General features: G+C 63.6%; 20 protein-coding genes. 17 read left to right on the top strand and 3 right to left on the bottom strand.

The window, feature by feature from the left end; translation table 11 throughout:
* The first annotated feature begins 148 nt into the window (after positions 1-148).
* Together trpS and ACFPQ5_RS00380 are read left to right on the top strand one after the other, a co-directional pair.
* Positions 149-1,171 (top strand): tryptophan--tRNA ligase, encoded by a 1,023-nt coding sequence (gene trpS, locus ACFPQ5_RS00385; RefSeq protein WP_379750785.1) that lies wholly within the window; start codon positions 149-151, stop codon positions 1,169-1,171.
* A gap of 155 nt (positions 1,172-1,326) precedes the next feature.
* Positions 1,327-2,376, top strand: coding sequence for a serine endopeptidase (locus ACFPQ5_RS00380; RefSeq protein ID WP_379750783.1), 1,050 nt, complete (start codon positions 1,327-1,329; stop codon positions 2,374-2,376).
* Positions 2,377-2,401: 25 nt separating this feature from the next.
* On the opposite strand, the gene ACFPQ5_RS00375 is transcribed toward ACFPQ5_RS00380, so the two are convergent.
* Together ACFPQ5_RS00375 and ACFPQ5_RS00370 are read right to left on the bottom strand one after the other, a co-directional pair.
* Positions 2,402-2,848: a DUF3597 domain-containing protein gene (locus tag ACFPQ5_RS00375; protein ID WP_379750781.1), complete on the bottom strand. Its 447-nt coding sequence runs from the start codon at positions 2,846-2,848 to the stop codon at positions 2,402-2,404.
* Between the two features lie 36 nt (positions 2,849-2,884).
* Positions 2,885-3,454 (bottom strand): hypothetical protein, encoded by a 570-nt coding sequence (locus tag ACFPQ5_RS00370; RefSeq protein WP_379750779.1) that lies wholly within the window; start codon positions 3,452-3,454, stop codon positions 2,885-2,887.
* 202 nt (positions 3,455-3,656) lie between these two features.
* Between ACFPQ5_RS00370 and ACFPQ5_RS00365 the strand changes: the two genes are divergently transcribed.
* From ACFPQ5_RS00365 to ACFPQ5_RS00330, 8 genes are all read left to right on the top strand, one after another.
* Positions 3,657-3,950, top strand: a complete 294-nt coding sequence (locus tag ACFPQ5_RS00365) for a DUF1294 domain-containing protein (protein WP_379750777.1) — start codon at positions 3,657-3,659, stop codon at positions 3,948-3,950.
* Position 3,951: 1 nt separating this feature from the next.
* Positions 3,952-4,716 (top strand): glycerophosphodiester phosphodiesterase, encoded by a 765-nt coding sequence (ugpQ, locus tag ACFPQ5_RS00360; protein ID WP_379750775.1) that lies wholly within the window; start codon positions 3,952-3,954, stop codon positions 4,714-4,716.
* Between the two features lie 188 nt (positions 4,717-4,904).
* Positions 4,905-7,514, top strand: coding sequence for an alanine--tRNA ligase (gene alaS / locus ACFPQ5_RS00355; protein ID WP_379750773.1), 2,610 nt, complete (start codon positions 4,905-4,907; stop codon positions 7,512-7,514).
* 424 nt (positions 7,515-7,938) lie between these two features.
* Positions 7,939-8,196, top strand: a complete 258-nt coding sequence (locus tag ACFPQ5_RS00350) for a sulfurtransferase TusA family protein (protein WP_379750771.1) — start codon at positions 7,939-7,941, stop codon at positions 8,194-8,196.
* 195 nt (positions 8,197-8,391) lie between these two features.
* Positions 8,392-9,141, top strand: a complete 750-nt coding sequence (locus ACFPQ5_RS00345; RefSeq protein ID WP_379750769.1) for an electron transfer flavoprotein subunit beta/FixA family protein — start codon at positions 8,392-8,394, stop codon at positions 9,139-9,141.
* A gap of 14 nt (positions 9,142-9,155) precedes the next feature.
* Positions 9,156-10,088, top strand: a complete 933-nt coding sequence (locus tag ACFPQ5_RS00340; protein ID WP_379750767.1) for an electron transfer flavoprotein subunit alpha/FixB family protein — start codon at positions 9,156-9,158, stop codon at positions 10,086-10,088.
* 260 nt (positions 10,089-10,348) lie between these two features.
* Complete coding sequence (locus ACFPQ5_RS00335; protein ID WP_379750765.1) at positions 10,349-12,139, top strand: acyl-CoA dehydrogenase; 1,791 nt, start codon at positions 10,349-10,351, stop codon at positions 12,137-12,139.
* Between the two features lie 155 nt (positions 12,140-12,294).
* Complete coding sequence (locus ACFPQ5_RS00330; protein WP_379750763.1) at positions 12,295-13,011, top strand: hypothetical protein; 717 nt, start codon at positions 12,295-12,297, stop codon at positions 13,009-13,011.
* 28 nt (positions 13,012-13,039) lie between these two features.
* On the opposite strand, the gene ACFPQ5_RS00325 is transcribed toward ACFPQ5_RS00330, so the two are convergent.
* Entirely contained in the window at positions 13,040-13,450 is a 411-nt protein-coding gene (locus ACFPQ5_RS00325; RefSeq protein ID WP_379750761.1) for an NINE protein, read from the bottom strand.
* Between the two features lie 284 nt (positions 13,451-13,734).
* Between ACFPQ5_RS00325 and rpsP the strand changes: the two genes are divergently transcribed.
* The 7 genes from rpsP (at position 13,735) to ACFPQ5_RS00290 (ending at position 18,105) form a co-directional block, all read left to right on the top strand.
* Positions 13,735-13,983 carry a 30S ribosomal protein S16 gene (gene rpsP / locus ACFPQ5_RS00320; protein WP_313706804.1) on the top strand — a complete coding sequence of 83 codons (249 nt, stop codon included), beginning with the start codon at positions 13,735-13,737 and terminating at the stop codon, positions 13,981-13,983.
* A 36-nt stretch (positions 13,984-14,019) separates the two neighbouring features.
* Positions 14,020-14,562, top strand: a complete 543-nt coding sequence (gene rimM, locus ACFPQ5_RS00315) for a ribosome maturation factor RimM (protein WP_379750759.1) — start codon at positions 14,020-14,022, stop codon at positions 14,560-14,562.
* 26 nt (positions 14,563-14,588) lie between these two features.
* Positions 14,589-15,347 (top strand): tRNA (guanosine(37)-N1)-methyltransferase TrmD, encoded by a 759-nt coding sequence (gene trmD, locus ACFPQ5_RS00310; protein WP_379751605.1) that lies wholly within the window; start codon positions 14,589-14,591, stop codon positions 15,345-15,347.
* Between the two features lie 125 nt (positions 15,348-15,472).
* The gene (rplS, locus tag ACFPQ5_RS00305; protein ID WP_379750757.1) at positions 15,473-15,859 is read left to right on the top strand and encodes a 50S ribosomal protein L19; all 387 of its coding nucleotides are present in this window, start codon (positions 15,473-15,475) and stop codon (positions 15,857-15,859) included.
* A 62-nt stretch (positions 15,860-15,921) separates the two neighbouring features.
* Positions 15,922-16,599 (top strand): CoA pyrophosphatase, encoded by a 678-nt coding sequence (locus ACFPQ5_RS00300; protein ID WP_379750755.1) that lies wholly within the window; start codon positions 15,922-15,924, stop codon positions 16,597-16,599.
* A gap of 90 nt (positions 16,600-16,689) precedes the next feature.
* Positions 16,690-17,649 carry a CobD/CbiB family protein gene (locus ACFPQ5_RS00295; RefSeq protein ID WP_379750753.1) on the top strand — a complete coding sequence of 320 codons (960 nt, stop codon included), beginning with the start codon at positions 16,690-16,692 and terminating at the stop codon, positions 17,647-17,649.
* A 111-nt stretch (positions 17,650-17,760) separates the two neighbouring features.
* Positions 17,761-18,105, top strand: a complete 345-nt coding sequence (locus ACFPQ5_RS00290; RefSeq protein WP_136219569.1) for a DUF3579 domain-containing protein — start codon at positions 17,761-17,763, stop codon at positions 18,103-18,105.
* Positions 18,106-18,282 lie beyond the last annotated feature (177 nt).

Here is an 18,282-nt window from a genome sequence, read left to right as displayed (position 1 = left end):
ACCCACATTCTTTCTGCACCTGGTGGCGCCGCTGACAGCGCGCGGCCGTAACGAGAAGATGTGACTCAATGAACGCCGCCTCGATTCAGGTGGCGTTTTGTTTGGCGCGGCGGGATCGGGGCAAACCCACAAATCCTAGGAAAAACCGATGAACCAAACCGCGACCAACACTCCCGCACCCGTCATCCTGACCGGCGATCGTCCGACCGGCCCGCTGCACCTCGGCCACTTCGTGGGCAGCCTGCGCAACCGCGTCGCCTACCAGAACGAATACCGTCAGTTCATCATGCTGGCCGACGCCCAGGCGCTCACCGACAACATGGATGACACCGGCAAGGTACACCGGAACGTCGTCGAAGTGGCGCTCGATTACCTCGCCGTCGGCATCGATCCGACGCGCTCGACGATCTTCATCCAGTCCCAGGTTCCGGAACTGGCTGAGTTGACATTCTATTATCTTAACCTCGTGACCGTCGCCCGTTTGGAACGCAACCCGACTGTCAAGACGGAAATTGCGCTGCGCAATTTCGAGCGCGACATCCCGGCCGGCTTCCTGACCTATCCGGTCAGCCAGGCTTCCGACATCAGCGCCTTCAAGGCGACCCTGGTGCCGGTGGGCGAGGACCAGATCCCGATGATCGAGCAGTGCAACGAGATCGTGCGCCGCTTCAACCGCCTGGCCAACAAGGACATCCTGGTCGAGTGCAAGGCCCTGGTGCCGGAAATCGGCCGCCTGCCCGGCATCGACGGCAAGGCCAAGATGAGCAAGTCGCTCGGCAACACCATCAACCTGGGCGACAGCGAAGACCAAATCCGCGCCGCCGTGAAGCAGGTCTACACCGACCCGCTGCACCTGAAGGTCTCGGACCCGGGCCACGTCGAGGGCAACGTCGCCTTCCTCTACCTGGACGCTTTCGACAACGACAAAGTGGCGCTGGAAGAGATGAAAGCCCACTACACCCGTGGCGGCCTGGGCGACAGCATCGTCAAGAAGCGCCTCGATGCCGTGCTGCAGGAAATGCTGGCCCCAATCCGCGCCCGCCGCGAAGAGTTCGCCAAGGACAAGGGCGCGGTGCTGCAGATGCTGAAGGAAGGCACGATGAAGGCGCGTGAAGTGGCGGCCGGCACCGTGGACGAAGTGCGCCGCGCGCTGGGGCTGTCGTACTTCTGATTTGTCGCTGATGTAACAACGGGTGCGCTTCGTGCCACCCGTGGTAGCGCCATACGCTCCCTCATCACCCGCGCTGGCATCGCGCCTTGCGCCATGCCAAGCTCCGTCCCACGCGATTCGACGATGATCGCCGCTTCATCATGACGGGAGGGAATATGAGCAAGGGTTTGCGCTTGACCGAGAAATGGCTGCAGCGGGCGCTGTGGCTGGTGGCTTTTGCCTTCGCGGCCTTTCTGATTGGCCTGGGCGGCAAGATCGTCGACAACCTGTGGGACGTGGAGCCGGAACTGACGGTCGAGCAGTTCATGGATGCGGGCCAGGCCGCGGCCCTGCGCGCCGAGATCGAGCAGGCCGACAAAGGGCGCGATAATGCGCGCCTGAACCTGGAGCAGGCCAGCGAGCAGCATCAGGTGGCGCAATCGAACACCCAGTCGGCACGCGCCAGCTTCGAGAACTGGCGCGCCACGCGCCAGGCCACGGCGCGCCCCGACCAGGATCCGGAACTGATCAAGCGCACCCACGAGCTCGACGCGCTGGAAGCGAGCGAGCGGCGCGCCCTGGCGGCGGTGGAGAAAGAGCGCCAGGCCATGCTCGACGCCAGCCAGGCGGCCGAGCGCGCGCAAACCCGCTGGAACGCATTGGAACGCCCGGCCGTCGACGCCTTTCGGGATGCGATGCGCAGCAAGGAGCTGCGCGTCTTCGGCTACCGCCTGGCGCTGACCCTGCCGCTGCTGCTGGTCGCCGGCTGGCTGTTCAAGCACAAGCGCAAGACACCATCCTGGCCCTTCGCCTGGGGCTTCATTTTTTTCGCCCTGTTCGCCTTCTTCTTCGAGCTGGTGCCTTACCTGCCGAGCTATGGGGGCTACGTGCGCTACATCGTCGGCATCATCCTCACCGTGGTGGTCGGACGCTATGCGATCGCCGCGCTGCAGGCCTACCTGGCGCGGCAAAAGGAAAGCGAAGCGCTGCCGGACGTGCAGCGGCGCCAGACCCTGCGCTACGACACGGCGCTGGCGCGTCTGGGAAAAAGCGTCTGCCCGGGCTGCGAGCGGCCCGTCGACCTGAAGGACGACAAGACGGATTACTGCCCGCACTGCGGCATCGGCCTGTTCGACCGCTGCGGCGGCTGCGCCACGCGCAAGAATGCCTTCGGCAGGTTCTGCTTCGCGTGCGGGACAGCGGCAAACACCAGCCTGGCCGATTGAGCCGGGCCGGTGCCGCGATCAAGGCTTAGTCCTTCAGGTCGGCCGGCACCTTGCCGCCGTTTTGGGCCAGCTTGTTCATCACCTGGCGGTGCAGCCAGATGTTCATCGAGGCCGAGTCCGAGGTGTCGCCGGTGTAGTGCAGCTCGGCAGCCAGTTCCTTGCGCGACTGTAGGCTGCTGTCGAGGTCGAGCAGCTTGAGCAGGTCGACAATCGAGGTGCGCCAGTTCAGGTTCTGGCCCGAGGCTTGCAGCTTCTGGTTCAGGATGGCTTCGACGTCGACTTGCTCCATTGCTGCCGGAGCAGGCGCGGGCGCAGGCGCCGCAGGTGCGGGAGCGGCTGGCGTCGTCGGACGCTGCGCCTGGGCTTGTGCCTGGGCTTGCGCTTGTGCCTGGGCCTGTGCTTGCGCCTGTGCTTTCTTGGCCGAGTCCGAGTTCGGGAAGATTTTGTTGAAGATATTGCTCAGAATGCCCATGTGATGCTCCTTGTTGTTGGTGGGTTGGACTGCAGATCAGCGGCGCTGGATGTTCTGCGCCATGTGGCCGAGCGCGATGGCGAGCGCGGCTGCGCCGAGGCCCTTGACGACGTTCGGATGCTCGGCGTAGAAGTCGCCCATACGCTCGACCACGCCAGGGTTCTCTTGTTCCGCCTTTTGGGCGATCTCTTGCACCTGCTCAGGCGAGAGCTGGGACGCCTGTTCCGGCGTGATCTGCGGCTGGCCGCCGCCGGCGCCGCCGAGCAGGTTGCCCAGCATGCCGCCCAGGTTGCCGAGGCCGCCGCCCATGCCGCCCATGCCGCCACGGCCGGAGAGCATGCCGATCAGCGAAGGGCCAGCGGCGGCGATCAGCTGGTTCAGCATGCTCGCCTGCTGATTCGGGTTACTCTGGCCAAACATCTGGCCGACCATTTGCGGGAAAGGCGGGGTCTGGTCCGAGCGCAGCGCCTGGGTCACGCCGTGGGCGACCGCCTCGCGCGGCGCCGCCTGGGTGGCGCGCTCGAAATCCTCTTCGGTGCGGGCATTGTCGGCGCCGGCCGCGCCGCCCAGGTATTGGTTCAACAGATTGCCTAAATCAAAAGCCATGACGTCCTCCTGCATGCGGTGACAAGTTGAAGGATGAGGGTAGGGCGCACGATTGCAGGTTTCGGTTCGGTATCGAACCGTCAACGGATAAAACAGCCACATGCATGCTTATCAGCAATTTGCATGCGGGACCTACTGACGCTAAGCTGACGAGATGCCCTACCTGCCCATTCTTTTATTTGCCGCAATTTATGCAGGCGCCATGCTGGCCTGGAACCTGCCCTGGCTGGTGGGCGGCGCCTACCTGGTCACGAGCCTGACCTGCTTCGTCGCCTACGCGATCGATAAGTCCGCCGCCAGGAACGGCGGCTGGCGCACGCCCGAGCGCACTTTGCTGCTGCTGGGCCTAGTCGGCGGCTGGCCAGGCGGGGTGCTTGCCCAGCAATGGCTGCGCCACAAAACGGCGAAACCTTCGTTCCAGCAGATGTTCTGGTTCACGGTCGTCGCCAACGTCGCCGGCTTCGTGTGGCTGTCTTCGCGCCTGGCGGGAGCCTGAAATGAAGCCCGGCGCCTGGCGCTACCCGCGCGTGCTGGCCCACCGCGGCGGCGGCACGCTGGCGCCGGAGAACACGATGGCCGGCCTGCACGAGGGCATGCGGCGCGGCTTTCGCGCCATCGAATACGACATCATGCTGGCGCGCGACGGCGTGCCGGTGGTGATGCACGACCCTTACCTCGGCCGCACGGTGCTCGGGACCGGCAATGTCTTCGACTACGACGCGCTGGAGCTCGCAGGCATGGACGCCGGCAGCTGGTTCGCCCGCGCGCACGAGGGCGAACCGGTGCCGCTGTTCGTCGAGTTCGCGTCGTACTGCAAGGCGCACGGGATCTGGATGAACATGGAGATCAAGCCGGCGCCGGGCTACGAGATTGAGACCGGCGGCACGGTGGCGCGCATCGCCGCGGCCCTGTTCGCGGACGAGATCGCGGCGGGGCAGGTGGCGGCCGTGCCGCTGCTGTCCTCGTTCAGCCATCTGGCGCTGGAAGCGGCACGCGAAGTGGCGCCGGAGCTGCCGCGCGCCTGCCTGATGAGCGAACTGCCGCCGGATTGGGAGAGAAGGGCGCAGTCGGTGGAGGCGGTGGCGATTCATACGAACCACAGGCATCTGACGCCGGAGCTGGCGCAGGAGGTGAGGGCGGCGGGCTATGGGCTGTTCTGCTACACCGTCAACGAGCCGGCGCGGGCGCGCGAGCTGCTGTCCTGGGGTGTGGAGGCGTTTTGTACCGACCGGATCGACCTGATCGGGCCGGATTTCGCGTAAGGGCGGTGGGCACAGGGCGCCCACCCTACGAATGCGGCGTCGTGTAGGGTGGGCGCTCCGTGCCCACCGATTATGCGCCCCACCAGCTTCTAAAAATCGCCTGCGAACCCCGTGTAAATAAACTCACGAAGTGACTGATATAATCGTTGCTTTATCTACCGTACCGCGCTCTTTCCGCACCCACCAACATGAAATCTTCCGAAATTCGCGAAAAGTTCCTCAAGTTCTTTGAGTCCAAGGGCCATACGATCGTACGGTCCAGCCCCCTCGTGCCGGGCAACGATCCGACCATGTTGTTGACCAACAGCGGAATGGTGCAGTTCAAGGACGTCTTCCTCGGTCTCGATTCGCGCCCCTACTCGCGCGCGACCACCGTGCAGCGCTGCGTGCGCGCCGGCGGCAAGCACAACGACCTGGAAAACGTCGGTTACACCGCGCGTCACCACACCTTCTTCGAGATGCTGGGTAACTTCAGCTTCGGCGATTACTTCAAGCGCGACGCCATCAACTACTGCTGGGAGCTGCTGACCAAGGTCTACATGCTGCCCGCCGAGAAGCTGACCGTCACCGTCTACTTCGAGGACGACGAAGCCTACGACATCTGGGCCAACGAGATCGGCGTGCCGAAAGAGCGCATCATCCGCATCGGCGACAACAAGGGTGCGCGCTACGCCTCCGACAACTTCTGGCAGATGGCCGACACCGGCCCATGCGGTCCGTGCACCGAAGTGTTCTACGATCACGGCGCCGACATCTGGGGCGGTCCTCCGGGCTCGCCGGAAGAAGACGGCGACCGCTTCATCGAGATCTGGAACCTGGTGTTCATGCAGTTCAACCGCGACGAATCGGGCGTGCTGACCCCGCTGCCGAAGCCGTCGATCGACACCGGCATGGGCATGGAGCGCCTGGCCGCCGTGCTGCAGCACGTGCACAGCAACTACGAGATCGACCTGTTCCAGGCCCTGATCAAGGCGGCCGCGCGCGAAACCGGCGCCACCGACCTCGAGAACAACTCGCTGAAGGTCATCGCCGACCACATCCGCGCGGCGTCCTTCATGATCGTCGACGGCATCATCCCGAGCAGCGAAGGCCACGGCTACGTCCTGCGCCGCATCATCCGCCGCGCCCTGCGCCACGGCCACAAGCTGGGCCAGACCCGTCCGTTCTTCCACAAGCTGGTGGCAGACCTCGATGCGGAAATGGGCACCGCCTATCCGGAACTGACCGAAGCCAAGGACCGCGTCGCGCAAGTGCTGAAGGCCGAGGAAGAGCGTTTCGGCGAGACGCTGGAAAACGGCATGAAGATCCTGGAAGCGCAGCTGGCCAAGGATGCGAAAAACCTGGACGGCGCCACCGCCTTCACCCTGTACGACACCTACGGCTTCCCGCTCGACCTGACGGCCGACATCTGCCGCGAGCGCGGCGTGACCCTGGACGAAGCCGGCTTTGCCGCCGCCATGGAGCAGCAGAAGAAGACGGCGCGCGCCGCCGGCAAGTTCAAGATGGCCGCCAAGGTGGAGTACGCAGGCGAGAAGACGAAATTCGTCGGCTACGAGTCGCTGGTGCATAACACCCACGTGCTGGCGCTGTATTCGGAAGGCGTCTCGGTGCAGGAGCTGAAGGCCGGCCAGGAAGGCATCGTCGTGCTGGACACGACGCCGTTCTACGCCGAATCCGGCGGCCAGGTCGGCGACCACGGTTTGATCCGCGCCGGCGCAGGGGACTTCGAAGTCGAAGACACATTGAAGATCCAGGCCGAAGTGTTCGGCCACCACGGCGTGCTGCGTTCGGGTTCGCTGAAGGTGGGCGACACCGTGGACGCGCAGGTCGACCAGGCCAAGCGCGCCCGCACCATCCGCAACCACTCGGCGACCCACCTGATGCACAAGGCGCTGAAAGAAGTCCTCGGTAGCCACGTCCAGCAGAAGGGCTCGCTGGTCGATCCCGATAAAACCCGTTTCGACTTCAGCCACAATGCGCCGGTGACGGCCGAGCAGATCGCGCAAGTCGAGATGATCGTCAACCGCGAGATCCTCGAGAATCACCCGACCAAGGCGCAGCACATGTCCTTCGACGACGCCGTCAAGCACGGCGCGATGGCGCTGTTCGGCGAGAAGTATGGCGACGAAGTGCGCGTGCTCGACATCGGCTCCTCGAAAGAGCTGTGCGGCGGCGTCCACGTGACCCGCACCGGCGACATCGGCCTGTTCAAGATCGTGTCGGAAGGCGGCGTCGCAGCCGGCATCCGCCGTATCGAGGCGGTGACGGGCGAGGGCGCGCTGGCCTGGGTCCAGGCGACCAATGCCAAGCTGCTGGCCGCCGCGTCGGCCCTGAAGACGGCGCCGGACGAACTGCCGTCGCGCATCGCCCAGGTGCAGGATCAGGTGAAAGTGCTGGAAAAGGAAGTGTCGGCGCTGAAGTCGAAGCTGGCGTCGGGCCAGGGCGACGAACTGCTGAGCAAGGCGGTCGACGTCAACGGCATCAAGGTGCTGGCCGCGACCATGGAAGGCGCCGACATGGCGACCCTGCGCGAGGCGATGGACAAGCTGAAGGACAAGCTGGGCACCGCGGCCATCGTGCTGTCCAGCGTGGCGGACGGCAAGGTCAGCCTGATCGCGGGCGTGACCAAGGACGCCACCGGCAAAGTCAAAGCCGGCGAGCTGGTCAACTTCGTCGCCCAGCAGGTCGGCGGCAAGGGCGGCGGCCGTCCGGACATGGCGCAGGCCGGCGGTACCGACCCGTCGGGACTGCCGAACGCGCTGGCTGCGGTGCCGGGCTGGGTCGGCGAACGCGCTTAACAGTACCTGTAGGGTGGACGGCTTCGCCGTCCACGCGTTCAACGCACGGTGACAAGGTCGTTATGGCTTTTCATCTGCTGCTTGAACGCGTGGACGGGGGACCCGTCCACCCTACGTCGTTAACGGATGCGTTTTTGGTGCATCCACGTACCGCAACGGTGCAAAAACAATCAACCCGTTCTGCACGAATTCACATTTGCCAAGTGCCCGACAAGGGCACGATCACCCGCCACACAGCATCGGTACGGGGCACAAGCGCCCGTGCCGCGACAATTTATCCCCCTGTCAAGCTTTCTCCAACTCATCTGTTGCGGTTGTGATAATGCAACAATTCGTGACTATTTTGGTGCGGCGCGTCATAATCCGGGAATTGGAGTAGTATGCATCCAGTATCACCCCGGATCACCACCTGAGCAGGCATGCGATGAGCGACATCATTCTCGATACCGATACGATTCAATTCCAGAAGGACCTGGACGCGCGCGGCCTGAACTGCCCGCTTCCTATCCTGAAAGCCAAGAAGGCGCTGGCCGAGATGGCCACCGGCGAGGTGCTGCGGATCACTGCCACCGACACGGGTTCCGTGCGTGACTTCCAGGCTTTCGCCAAGCAGACCGGCAACGCGCTGGTTCACCACTCGCAGAACCACGGCGAGTTCGTCTTCTACATGCGCCGCAAGTAAGCGCGATCCGGCGGGGCAGATCCTGCTCCGCCCGTTTCCCTTTTCCGTCGAATGTTTAGTCAGATGAAGTTTGGAAGCATTCCTCTACCTAAAAATCGCACGATCGTGCTTTAATTTAGTTTTGCTGCGATTTATCTCTTATAATCTGGACCACTTTAGCCCAGTCTACCTCTTCAATTTTTCAAAGGCACACCTATGAAAGTCCTGGTACCCGTCAAACGCGTGGTCGACTATAACGTCAAGGTCCGCGTCAAGTCCGACGGCAGCGGCGTGGATATCGCCAACGTCAAGATGTCGATGAACCCGTTCGACGAAATCGCGCTCGAAGAAGCGACCCGTTTGAAGGAAGCCGGCAAGGTTACCGAAGTGGTGGCCGTGTCCGTCGGCGTGGCCCAGTGCCAGGAAACCCTGCGCACCGGCATGGCGATCGGCGCCGACCGCGGCATCCTGGTGGAAACCGCAGGCGACACCGAGCCGCTGGCCGTGGCCAAGATCATGAAGGCGCTGGCCGACAAGGAGCAGCCGCAGCTGATCATCCTGGGCAAGCAGGCGATCGACGACGATTCGAACCAGACCGGCCAGATGCTGGCGGCCCTGCTGGGCTGGCCACAAGCCACCTTCGCCTCGAAGGTCGTGTTGGAAGACGGCAAGGTCACCGTGACCCGCGAAGTCGACGGCGGCCTGGAAACGGTCTTGCTGACCCTGCCTGCGATCGTCACCACCGACCTGCGCCTGAACGAGCCGCGCTACGTCACGCTGCCGAACATCATGAAGGCCAAGAAGAAGCCGCTGGAAACGATCAAGCCTGAAGACCTGGGCGTCGACGTCGCTCCGCGCCTGAAGACCCTGAAAGTCGTCGAGCCGGCCAAGCGCTCGGCGGGCATCAAGGTGCCGGACGTCGCCACGCTGGTGCAGAAGCTGCGCACCGAAGCCAAAGTCATCTAAATATAGGACACATCATGGTCGCACTCGTAATTGCTGAACACGACAATGGCTCCCTGAAGGGCGCAACCCACCACACCGTGACCGCGGCCGCCCAGTGCGGCGGCGACGTCCACGTGCTGGTCGCCGGCTCGAACTGCGGCGCCGCCGCCGAAGCCGCCGCGCAGATCGCCGGCGTCTCGAAAGTCCTGGTCGCCGACGCGCCGTACTTCGCCGACGGCCTGGCCGAAAACGTGGCCGAGCAGATCCTGGCCGTCGCCGGTTCGTACTCGCACATCCTGGCTCCGGCCACCGCCTACGGCAAGAACATCCTGCCGCGCGTCGCCGCCAAGCTGGACGTGGCCCAGATCTCGGAAATCACCAAGGTCGATTCCCCTGACACCTTCGAGCGTCCGATCTACGCCGGCAACGCCATCGCCACCGTGCAGTCGAGCGACAGCGTGAAGGTCATCACCGTGCGCGGCACCGGCTTCGACGCTGCCGCTGCCACCGGTGGTTCGGCCGCCGTCGAGACGATCGCCGCCGCTGCCGACTTCGGCAAGTCGTCCTTCGTCGGCCGCGAGCTGGCCAAGTCGGACCGTCCGGAACTGACCGCCGCGAAGATCATCGTCTCCGGCGGCCGCGGCATGGGCTCGGGCGACAACTTCAAGCTGCTCGAACCGCTGGCCGACAAGCTGGGCGCCGCCATGGGCGCCTCGCGCGCGGCAGTGGACGCCGGCTACGTGCCGAACGACTGGCAGGTCGGCCAGACCGGCAAGATCGTCGCCCCGTCGCTGTACATCGCCGTCGGTATCTCGGGCGCGATCCAGCACCTGGCCGGCATGAAGGATTCGAAGACCATCGTCGCCATCAACAAGGATCCGGAAGCGCCGATTTTCTCGGTAGCTGACTACGGTCTGGTGGGCGACCTGTTCGAAGTGATTCCGCAACTGGTGCAGGAACTCGGCTAAATCTGGTCGGTGATCGCTGCGTAACGCTGTCGGCTCCGATCTCGTGTTCGACGATCTCGCCGCCACGTATCACCGCGTGGGCACAGAGTGCCCACCCTACGATTAGTGGCGAGCACGTAGGGTGGGCACTCTATGCCCACGCGGTTCACCGTATGCGATTCGATCCGTTTGGCCGGAGCCAATTAAGAATACAGGCCACGTTGGTTCGGCATCTGCCGGCTACCGTGGCCTGTTCTACGTCTACATTCTGAGGAGATATCGTGAGCTACCAAGCCCCGATCAAAGACATGCTGTTCGTCCTGAACGAACTGGCGAACCTGCAGCAGGTCAGCCAGCTGCCAGGCTGCGAAGACGCGACCATCGACACCGTGGAAGCGGTGCTGGAAGAGAACGCGAAGTTCTGCGGCGAAGTCGTGGCGCCCCTGAACGCCCCGAGCGACAAGGAGCCGAGCTTCTGGCACGACGGCCAGGTCACCACCTCCGCCGGCTTCAAGGTCGCCTTCCAGGCCTTCGGCGAATCCGGCTGGCAGGGCGTGCAGCACCCGCAGGAATTCGGCGGCCAGGGCTTGCCGAAGATCGTCGCGACGCCATGCACCGAGATGCTGAACGCGGCTTCGATCTCGTTCGCGCTGGTGGCTCTCCTGACCGACGGCGCCATCGAAGCGTTGCTGACCGCTGGTTCCGACGAGCAGAAGGCGCGCTTCCTCGAGCCGCTCATCACGGGTAAATGGACCGGCACCATGAACCTGACCGAGCCGCAGGCCGGTTCGGACCTGGCCGCCGTGCGCACCCGCGCCGTGCCGCAGGGCGACGGCACCTACAAGATTTTCGGCACCAAGATCTTCATCACCTACGGTGAGCACGACATGGCCGAGAACATCATCCACCTGGTGCTGGCCCGTACGCCGGACGCGCCGCCGGGCGTGAAGGGCATCTCGCTGTTCATCGTGCCGAAGTTCCTGATCAACGAAGACGGCTCGCTGGGCGCGCGCAACGACGCCCATTGCGTCTCGATCGAACATAAACTCGGCATCAAGGCCAGCCCGACCGCCGTGCTGCAGTTCGGCGACAACGGCGGCGCCATCGGCACCCTGGTCGGCGAAGAGAACCGCGGCCTGGAATACATGTTCATCATGATGAACGCGGCCCGCTTCGGCGTCGGCATGCAGGGCATCGGCCTGGCCGAACGCGCCTACCAGCAGGCGGTGGCCTTCGCCAAGGACCGCATCCAGTCGCGCGACCTGGCAGGTTCCGCCGGCCCTGTCGCCATCATCAACCACCCGGACGTGCGCCGCATGCTGATGTCGATGCGCGCCCAGACCGAAGCCGCGCGTGCGCTGGCCTACGTCGGCGCCGGCATCTCGGACGTGGCCCACTACCACGCCGACGAAGCCACCCGCAAAGCCAACCTGGCGGTGTATGAATACCTGGTCCCGGTGATCAAGGGCTGGTCGACCGAGATGAGCGAGAACGTCGCGCGCGACGGCGTGCAGGTGCATGGCGGCATGGGCTTCATCGAGGAGACCGGCGCGGCCCAGCACTACCGCGACGCCAAGATCCTGACCATCTACGAAGGCACGACCGCGATCCAGGCCAACGACCTGGTTGGCCGCAAGACCGTGCGCGACGGCGGCGCCGTGGCGAAGTCGATCATCGCCCAGGTGCGCGAGACCGAAGCGGCGCTGGCGGAAGTGCAGGGCGCCGATTTCGTGGCGATCCGCAAGCAGCTCGCTGACGGCTCGGCCGCGCTGGAAGAAGTCGTCGACTTCGTCGTGGCCAATATGAAGTCGGACATCAAGGGCGTCTTCTCCGGCTCCGTGCTCTACCTGAAGCTGGCCGGCATCGTGCTGGGCGGCTGGCAGATGGCGCGCGCGGCCCTGGTCGCGCAGAAGAAGCTCGATGCGGGCGAAGGCGACGCCGCCTTCCTGCGCGCGAAGATCGCCACCGCGCGCTTCTTCGCCGACCACATCCTGTCCGGCGCGGGGGGCCTGCGCGCGGCCATCGTCGAAGGCAGCGCCGGCGTGCTGGCGCTGGAAGTCGATCAGTTCTGAGCCTGAGCCTTGTCGGTCAGAAAGCGGCCTGCGGGCCGCTTTTTTCATGCACGAGCGGACCCTGCGCACGATTTGCTGAGTTTGATTCAGCTTAAACGAATCACTACAGCCGCGTTCGTAGACTGGGTTCACCAACTCAACCATGGAGCCCGATCATGCGAACGCCATCACTACGCTTGCTGCGCCTTTCGGTCCTCGCCGTCTCGTCCCTGTTGCTGCTCAGTGCCTGTGGCGGCGGCAGCGACGATCCGGCGCCGGTCGTCACCGCTCCCGATCCGTCCCAGCCGGGTCAGCCTTCGCGACCTACGCAGCCGACGCCGCCGAACCAGCCGAACCAGCCGGGACCGACCGACCCGGAGCCCCCGGTGGAGCCGGTGCTGGCCGATACCTTTACCGCCTGGACCAACGATACGATCAACAGCCCGCCGGGCTGGAATGCCTGGGTGGCGCCACCGAACCGGGCTACCGTGAGCGGCGTCGGCTGCCTGATCAACGAAGACTTCCATCAGCATTCGCTGGTGTCGATCTACAAGGACGGCGTGCGCCAGGGCCTGCCCGACAACGTCGGCCGCGGCGGCTGCACCTACGAGTTCCATACGCACGACGGCACGGGTGTGGTGCACATCGAGACGAACATGCCGAAGAAGTTCACGCTCGGGCAATTCTTCGCGCTGTGGAACCAGCCGCTGGGCGCCAATGGAACCGCTGGACTGGCCGGGCCGGTGCGCTTTTATGTGATCGAGAACGAAAGGCTCACGCGCTATACGGGCGATCCGGCCGCGCTGGAACTGGTGGCCCACCGGGAGATCGTCATCATCAGCGGCACGGCACCAGGCGTGCTGCCGAAGTACCGGTGGCCGACCACGCTTTGAGGAGCGCTTGCCTGCTCAGGCTTGGCGCTCAACCGTAAGCGCCGCCGGTGAACATCAGGTCGAACAGGCGCGAAATAGTGCCGATCAGCACCGTCGCGCCGACCAGCAGGGTGCTTACCAGCAGCAGGGCGAGGATCCAGCTCGAGTCCGAACGGGCGCCGGACGCGGCATTGAAGCGGGCATCCCATTTCTCGTCCGGCGTGAGGCCGAGGGCGAGGGCTTCGATGCAGGCGGCGATGGCGGAGATCAGGAGCGGCAGCAGCGCATAGAAGGGATTGATGCCGTTCATGTTGCTGAAGATGAGGCCGGCGATCGGCAGGCTGCTGACGTGCAGCAGGCCTAATTTGTCGACGCCGCCATGCAGGTAGAAGCGATGTATCCCCAGCGACCCCAGGGTCAGCGCCAGCGCGGTGGCGAGCGTCTTGTTCTTGTGAGCCATGCGTAAGCAAATAAAGTGAAACGGATGTGTTACACGAAAGGCCCAGTATCGTTCATAAACGTGACAAAAGCATCAGTTTTTATGTAAATGCAATGTATCAGGCTGTTGCGGGAGGCGGGCGCAAAGAGGAGCGGTGGCGGTTGGGCGGAAAATAGCGGATAATGCGCGATTCGGCCGGGACTGCGCGCTCCGATATCCGTTTTGTCATTATCGCTTGCTGCTCCTTGGCATTGCGCGCTATAATCGTCGGCTTTCTCCGTCCAATACAACTTTTTGGAATTATTATGGTCGTTATCCGTTTGGCTCGTGGCGGCGCAAAAAAGCGCCCGTTCTTCAACATCGTTGCAACCGATTCGCGTAACCGTCGCGATGGCCGTTTCATCGAGCGCATCGGCTTCTACAACCCGATGGCTTCGGGCGCTGAAGTCGGCCTGAAGATCACCGCGGACCGTCTGGCCTACTGGCAAGGCGTTGGCGCACAACTGTCGCCGACCGTTGCTCGCCTGGTTGCCCAGCAGAAGCCGGCTGCCTAAGGTTTTCCTGGTTTGAGCGATCCAGCAGTGAGTGGGGTGCAAGCCCCTGACGACCTGACCCAGGTCGGCTACATCTCCGGCGCCTACGGCGTCATGGGTGCCATCCGCGTTACGCCGTTTTCGACGGACGCCGATGCGCTGCTGAACGTGAAAACCTGGTGGCTCGACAAATCGGGCCTGCGCTCCGTCACCGTACGGACCGCGAAGATGCATGGTGGCGACGTGGTCGCCACCCTCGTCGGGATGTCGGGCCGCGATGCGGCGGAGGCGCTGAAAGGCGCGGCCGTGCACGTGTCGCGCTCTGAATTTCCCGCGCTTGAGGAAGACGAGTATTACTGGTCTGACCTGATCGGCATGGATGCCGTGAACCTGCAGGGCGAAGCCCTCGGCAAGGTGATCGACATGATGAGCAACGGTCCGCAATCGATTTTGCGAATTTTGCCCGTTTCCGAGCCCGTGCCGGAACAGGACAGCAAGGACAAGGCGCCCGAGCGCCTCGTTCCGTTTGTGGACCAGTTCGTCAAGACCGTCGACCTCAAGGCCAAAACGATTACTTTGGACTGGGGTCTGGACTATTAACCCCGTCCGTTTGGAGCGAGGTCATGATGCAGTTTGACGTCGTGAGCTTGTTTCCCGAGATGTTTGCCGCGTTGACGCAGTCGGGCGTGACCCGCCGCGCCTTCGAGCAGGAACGCTGGGGCCTGACGCTGTGGAATCCGCGCGATTTCACGACAGATCGCCACCGCACCGTGGATGACCGCCCGTATGGCGGCGGTCCCGGGATGGTGATGCTGGCCAGGCCGCTCGAGGCGACGATCAATGCGGCCAAGGCGCGCCAGGTCGAACTCGGCCTGCCGCCGCCGCGTGTGGTGTTCATGTCGCCGCAAGGCAAACCGCTGACGCACGAACGCGTCATGGCGCTGAAGGACGAGCCGGGCCTGGTCGTCCTGTGCGGCCGCTACGAAGCGGTCGACCAGCGCCTGCTGGACCGCGTGGTCGACGAGGAAATTTCGCTCGGCGACTTCGTGCTCTCCGGCGGCGAATTGCCGGCGATGGCCTTGATGGATGCAGTAGTGCGACAATTGCCCGGCGTGCTGGGCGACGACGCTTCGGCGGTCGAAGACAGTTTCGTCAACGGCCTGCTCGATTCGCCGCATTACACCCGCCCCGACGTCTACGAGGGCGTGCCGGTACCGCCGGTCCTGATGGGCGGCAACCACGCAGAGATTACGAAATGGCGCCGCCAGCGCATGCTGGAAGCGACATTCAAGAAACGGCCGGAATTGTTGGACAAGGCGCGCGCAGCGGGCCAGCTGACCAAGGCCGATGAACAGTTTTTGGCAACGCTCTCTTCGGAAAGCTAGCCGGAAAATGCACCATAACGGTGCGAGACGCATGAGCATGTTGCTCGTACGTTCAACCCCATCCTCTACTGGGCGACGCACTGCGTCCTACAGCGCCAGCAAGATGGTTTTTGGAGTCATAAGAAATGAACCTGATTCAGCAACTCGAGCAGGAAGAAATCGCGCGCCTCGGCCGCGCCATTCCTGATTTCGCACCAGGCGACACCGTGATCGTCAGCGTCAACGTCGTCGAAGGCAACCGCAAGCGCGCCCAGGCATACGAAGGCGTCGTCATCTCGCGTCGTAACCGCGGCCTGAACTCGAACTTCATCGTTCGCAAGATCTCGTCGGGTGAAGGTGTCGAGCGTACGTTCCAGCTGTACTCGCCGCTGATCGCTTCGATCGAAGTGAAACGCCGCGGTGACGTCCGTCGCGCCAAGCTGTACTACCTGCGCGAGCGTTCGGGCAAGTCGGCACGTATCAAAGAAAAGCTGCCGCAGCGTAAAGTTGCAAACACCACCGCCGCTCAGTAATCGCGATTGTGGCGTGAAAAAGGCATCCCCCGGGATGCCTTTTTCTTTATCTGTTGGAGATAATGCTTTTGGTTAAGGTTCATTTCGATCCCTCCCGCCTGCCGGTCGACGCCATCGCCGGCGAACCTGCCATCGATCCCGCATTGCTGACAGCCGAACACCTGCGCGCGCGCTTCGCCCGTACCCAGCCGCGCTGGGAACCGGAGACCCCGGACGAATCCTGGATGACGCCGGGCTTCAAGCTGCGCCGCGCCGCCGTGCTGGTGCCGCTGGTCGAGCGTCCCGAGGGCCTGAGCGTGCTGCTGACCCAGCGTACCGATCACCTGAGCAGCCATGCCGGCCAGATCGCCTTTCCCGGCGGGCGCGCCGAGGAGCTCGATTCCTCGCCGATCGAAACCGCGCTGCGCGAGTCGGAAGAAGAGATCGGCCTACACCGCCGCCACATCTCCATCGTCGGCGTGTTGCCCGACTACGTGACCGGCAGCGCCTACCGCGTCGCGCCCGTCGTTGCGCTGGTCAAGCCGCCTTTCGAACTGACGGCCGATCCGGGCGAAGTCGCGGAGATCTTCGAAGTCCCGCTCGCCTTCCTGATGAACGGCCTGAACCATCAGCGCATGTCCTTCGAACTGCCTGAAGGGAAGGGGCGTCGCCACTTCTATGCCATGCCATATGAGCGCTTCTTCATCTGGGGCGCGACGGCAGGAATGTTACGCAACCTGTTCCATTTCCTGCGCGCATAAAAATTCTTACAAGTGCTGATTTGATTATGGCCTTGACCTGCGCTATCGTAGCGGGCAGCGTGGTATTGCCATAACAAAAGAAGGACTTGCATGACATTTTTTTCCATTCTGTGCGCGCTCATCATCGAGCAACTGAAGCCCCTGCGCGCAGATAACCAGGTCTATGCCGGCATCAAGGGCCTGGCCATGCGTATCGAAGCCTCGTTCAATGCCGGCGAAGCGAAAAACGGCCGGCTGGGCTGGTTCCTGATGATGGCGGTGCTGGTCGTACCGGTCGCGGCCATCTACTGGGTGCTGATGTATTTCGGTTTCGTGTTCCTGGCCTTTGCCTGGAACGTGCTGATCGTCTACCTGACCCTGGGCCTGCGCCACTACAGCCATTATTTCACCCAGATCCAGCTGGCCCTAAACAGCGGCGACGAAGCCACGGCGCGCGCGCTGCTGGCCGAATGGGCGCGCATCGACACGGTCGGCATGGACACGACGGAAATTGCCCGCATCGCCGTCGAAAAATCCCTGATCACCACCCACCGCAGCGTGTTCGGTGTCTTCTTCTGGTTCCTGATGCCGGCCGGTCCCGCCTGCGCGGTGCTGTACCGCGTCTCCGAATACCTGGCGCGCGCCTGGAACGAGCCCGAGCACATGCGCAACGAGGCCTTCGGCCAGTTCGCCGCCAGGGCCTTCTACTGGATCGACTGGATCCCGGTGCGCCTGACCGCGATCGCCTTTGCCGTGGTCGGCAATTTCGAGGACGCGATCTACGCCTGGCGCAACTTCGCCAACCGCTGGGCCGACGAATCGCGCGGCATCATCCTGGCCGCCGGCGGCGGCGCCATGGGCGTGCGCCTCGGCACCCCCAACGAAAATGCGCCGCAACTGCTGCCGGCCGATGCGGCGATGGTCGACCTGAGCGAGGCCGACACCGACGTCCTACCCGGCGAAGAGCCGAGCCTGCGCGCACTCCAGAGCACTGTGGGACTGGTTTGGCGTGCTTTGATACTATGGATGATTCTGCTGCTTCTCCTGTCCAGTATGGTCTGGCTGGGCTGAGCAGGGAAGGCATGGCTTGAAAGTTGTCGAGACAAGCCTCGTGCCCAAGTCTTCTATAAGATATAATACTGGCTCGTCTCTCCACGCACTCTTGTATCAGCAAGCAGCACTATGGCCGACTTACCGCATACCGGGAACGAAGGCGCCGTCGGCGAATTCTTCATCCTGGGCCTCACCAGCAATGGCAAGCAGTTCCGCCCCAGCGACTGGGCCGAACGCCTGTGCGGCGTCATGTCCTGCTTCCGTCCCGAAGGCAGCGGCGGCCGCCACGCCCACCTCCAGTTCTCGCCCTATGTGCACCCGACCGTGGTGAACGGCGTCAAGGCCGTGGTCGTCAACAACAAGCTGAAAAAGGCCGAACCGCTGGCCTATCACTTCGTTGTCAACTTCGCCAAAGACAACGACCTGCAAGTCGTCGATGCCTGCTTCGTCGAACTCCCTGGCGACAAGAAATAAGTTCCCCCAAGCGTTTGACGCAGATCAAACGCGTCTCATATTCCTGCATTAGCGTGGACTTGTAGGGTGGGCACGCTGTGCCCACGCGAAATTCAAGTGTCATGTCAGCCCAGCATTCCACGTGGGCACGGAGTGCCCACCCTACAACGCGACCACGACGTCAACAGGGGAGGCCAT

It is taken from the genome of Massilia suwonensis (assembly GCF_042655665.1).
Classification (GTDB): Bacteria; Pseudomonadota; Gammaproteobacteria; order Burkholderiales; family Burkholderiaceae_D; genus Telluria; species Telluria suwonensis.
Note: the sequence above shows the minus strand (reverse complement) of the source record. Positions and strands in the feature narration are given on the sequence as shown.

Bases quoted from the DNA above. Each gene is read 5' to 3' on its own strand.
- ACFPQ5_RS00345 (WP_379750769.1), top strand. From the start codon at position 8,392: ATGAAAGTCCTGGTACCCGTCAAACGCGTGGTCGACTATAACGTCAAG.
- ACFPQ5_RS00370 (WP_379750779.1), bottom strand. From the start codon at position 3,454: ATGGCTTTTGATTTAGGCAATCTGTTGAACCAATACCTGGGCGGCGCG.
- rpsP (WP_313706804.1), top strand. From the start codon at position 13,735: ATGGTCGTTATCCGTTTGGCTCGTGGCGGCGCAAAAAAGCGCCCGTTC.
- ACFPQ5_RS00330 (WP_379750763.1), top strand. From the start codon at position 12,295: ATGCGAACGCCATCACTACGCTTGCTGCGCCTTTCGGTCCTCGCCGTC.
- ugpQ (WP_379750775.1), top strand. From the start codon at position 3,952: ATGAAGCCCGGCGCCTGGCGCTACCCGCGCGTGCTGGCCCACCGCGGC.
- ACFPQ5_RS00340 (WP_379750767.1), top strand. From the start codon at position 9,156: ATGGTCGCACTCGTAATTGCTGAACACGACAATGGCTCCCTGAAGGGC.
- ACFPQ5_RS00375 (WP_379750781.1), bottom strand. From the start codon at position 2,848: ATGGGCATTCTGAGCAATATCTTCAACAAAATCTTCCCGAACTCGGAC.
- trpS (WP_379750785.1), top strand. From the start codon at position 149: ATGAACCAAACCGCGACCAACACTCCCGCACCCGTCATCCTGACCGGC.
- ACFPQ5_RS00325 (WP_379750761.1), bottom strand. From the start codon at position 13,450: ATGGCTCACAAGAACAAGACGCTCGCCACCGCGCTGGCGCTGACCCTG.
- rplS (WP_379750757.1), top strand. From the start codon at position 15,473: ATGAACCTGATTCAGCAACTCGAGCAGGAAGAAATCGCGCGCCTCGGC.
- ACFPQ5_RS00365 (WP_379750777.1), top strand. From the start codon at position 3,657: ATGCTGGCCTGGAACCTGCCCTGGCTGGTGGGCGGCGCCTACCTGGTC.
- alaS (WP_379750773.1), top strand. From the start codon at position 4,905: ATGAAATCTTCCGAAATTCGCGAAAAGTTCCTCAAGTTCTTTGAGTCC.
- trmD (WP_379751605.1), top strand. From the start codon at position 14,589: ATGCAGTTTGACGTCGTGAGCTTGTTTCCCGAGATGTTTGCCGCGTTG.
- ACFPQ5_RS00300 (WP_379750755.1), top strand. From the start codon at position 15,922: ATGCTTTTGGTTAAGGTTCATTTCGATCCCTCCCGCCTGCCGGTCGAC.
- ACFPQ5_RS00380 (WP_379750783.1), top strand. From the start codon at position 1,327: ATGAGCAAGGGTTTGCGCTTGACCGAGAAATGGCTGCAGCGGGCGCTG.
- ACFPQ5_RS00350 (WP_379750771.1), top strand. From the start codon at position 7,939: ATGAGCGACATCATTCTCGATACCGATACGATTCAATTCCAGAAGGAC.
- ACFPQ5_RS00290 (WP_136219569.1), top strand. From the start codon at position 17,761: ATGGCCGACTTACCGCATACCGGGAACGAAGGCGCCGTCGGCGAATTC.
- ACFPQ5_RS00295 (WP_379750753.1), top strand. From the start codon at position 16,690: ATGACATTTTTTTCCATTCTGTGCGCGCTCATCATCGAGCAACTGAAG.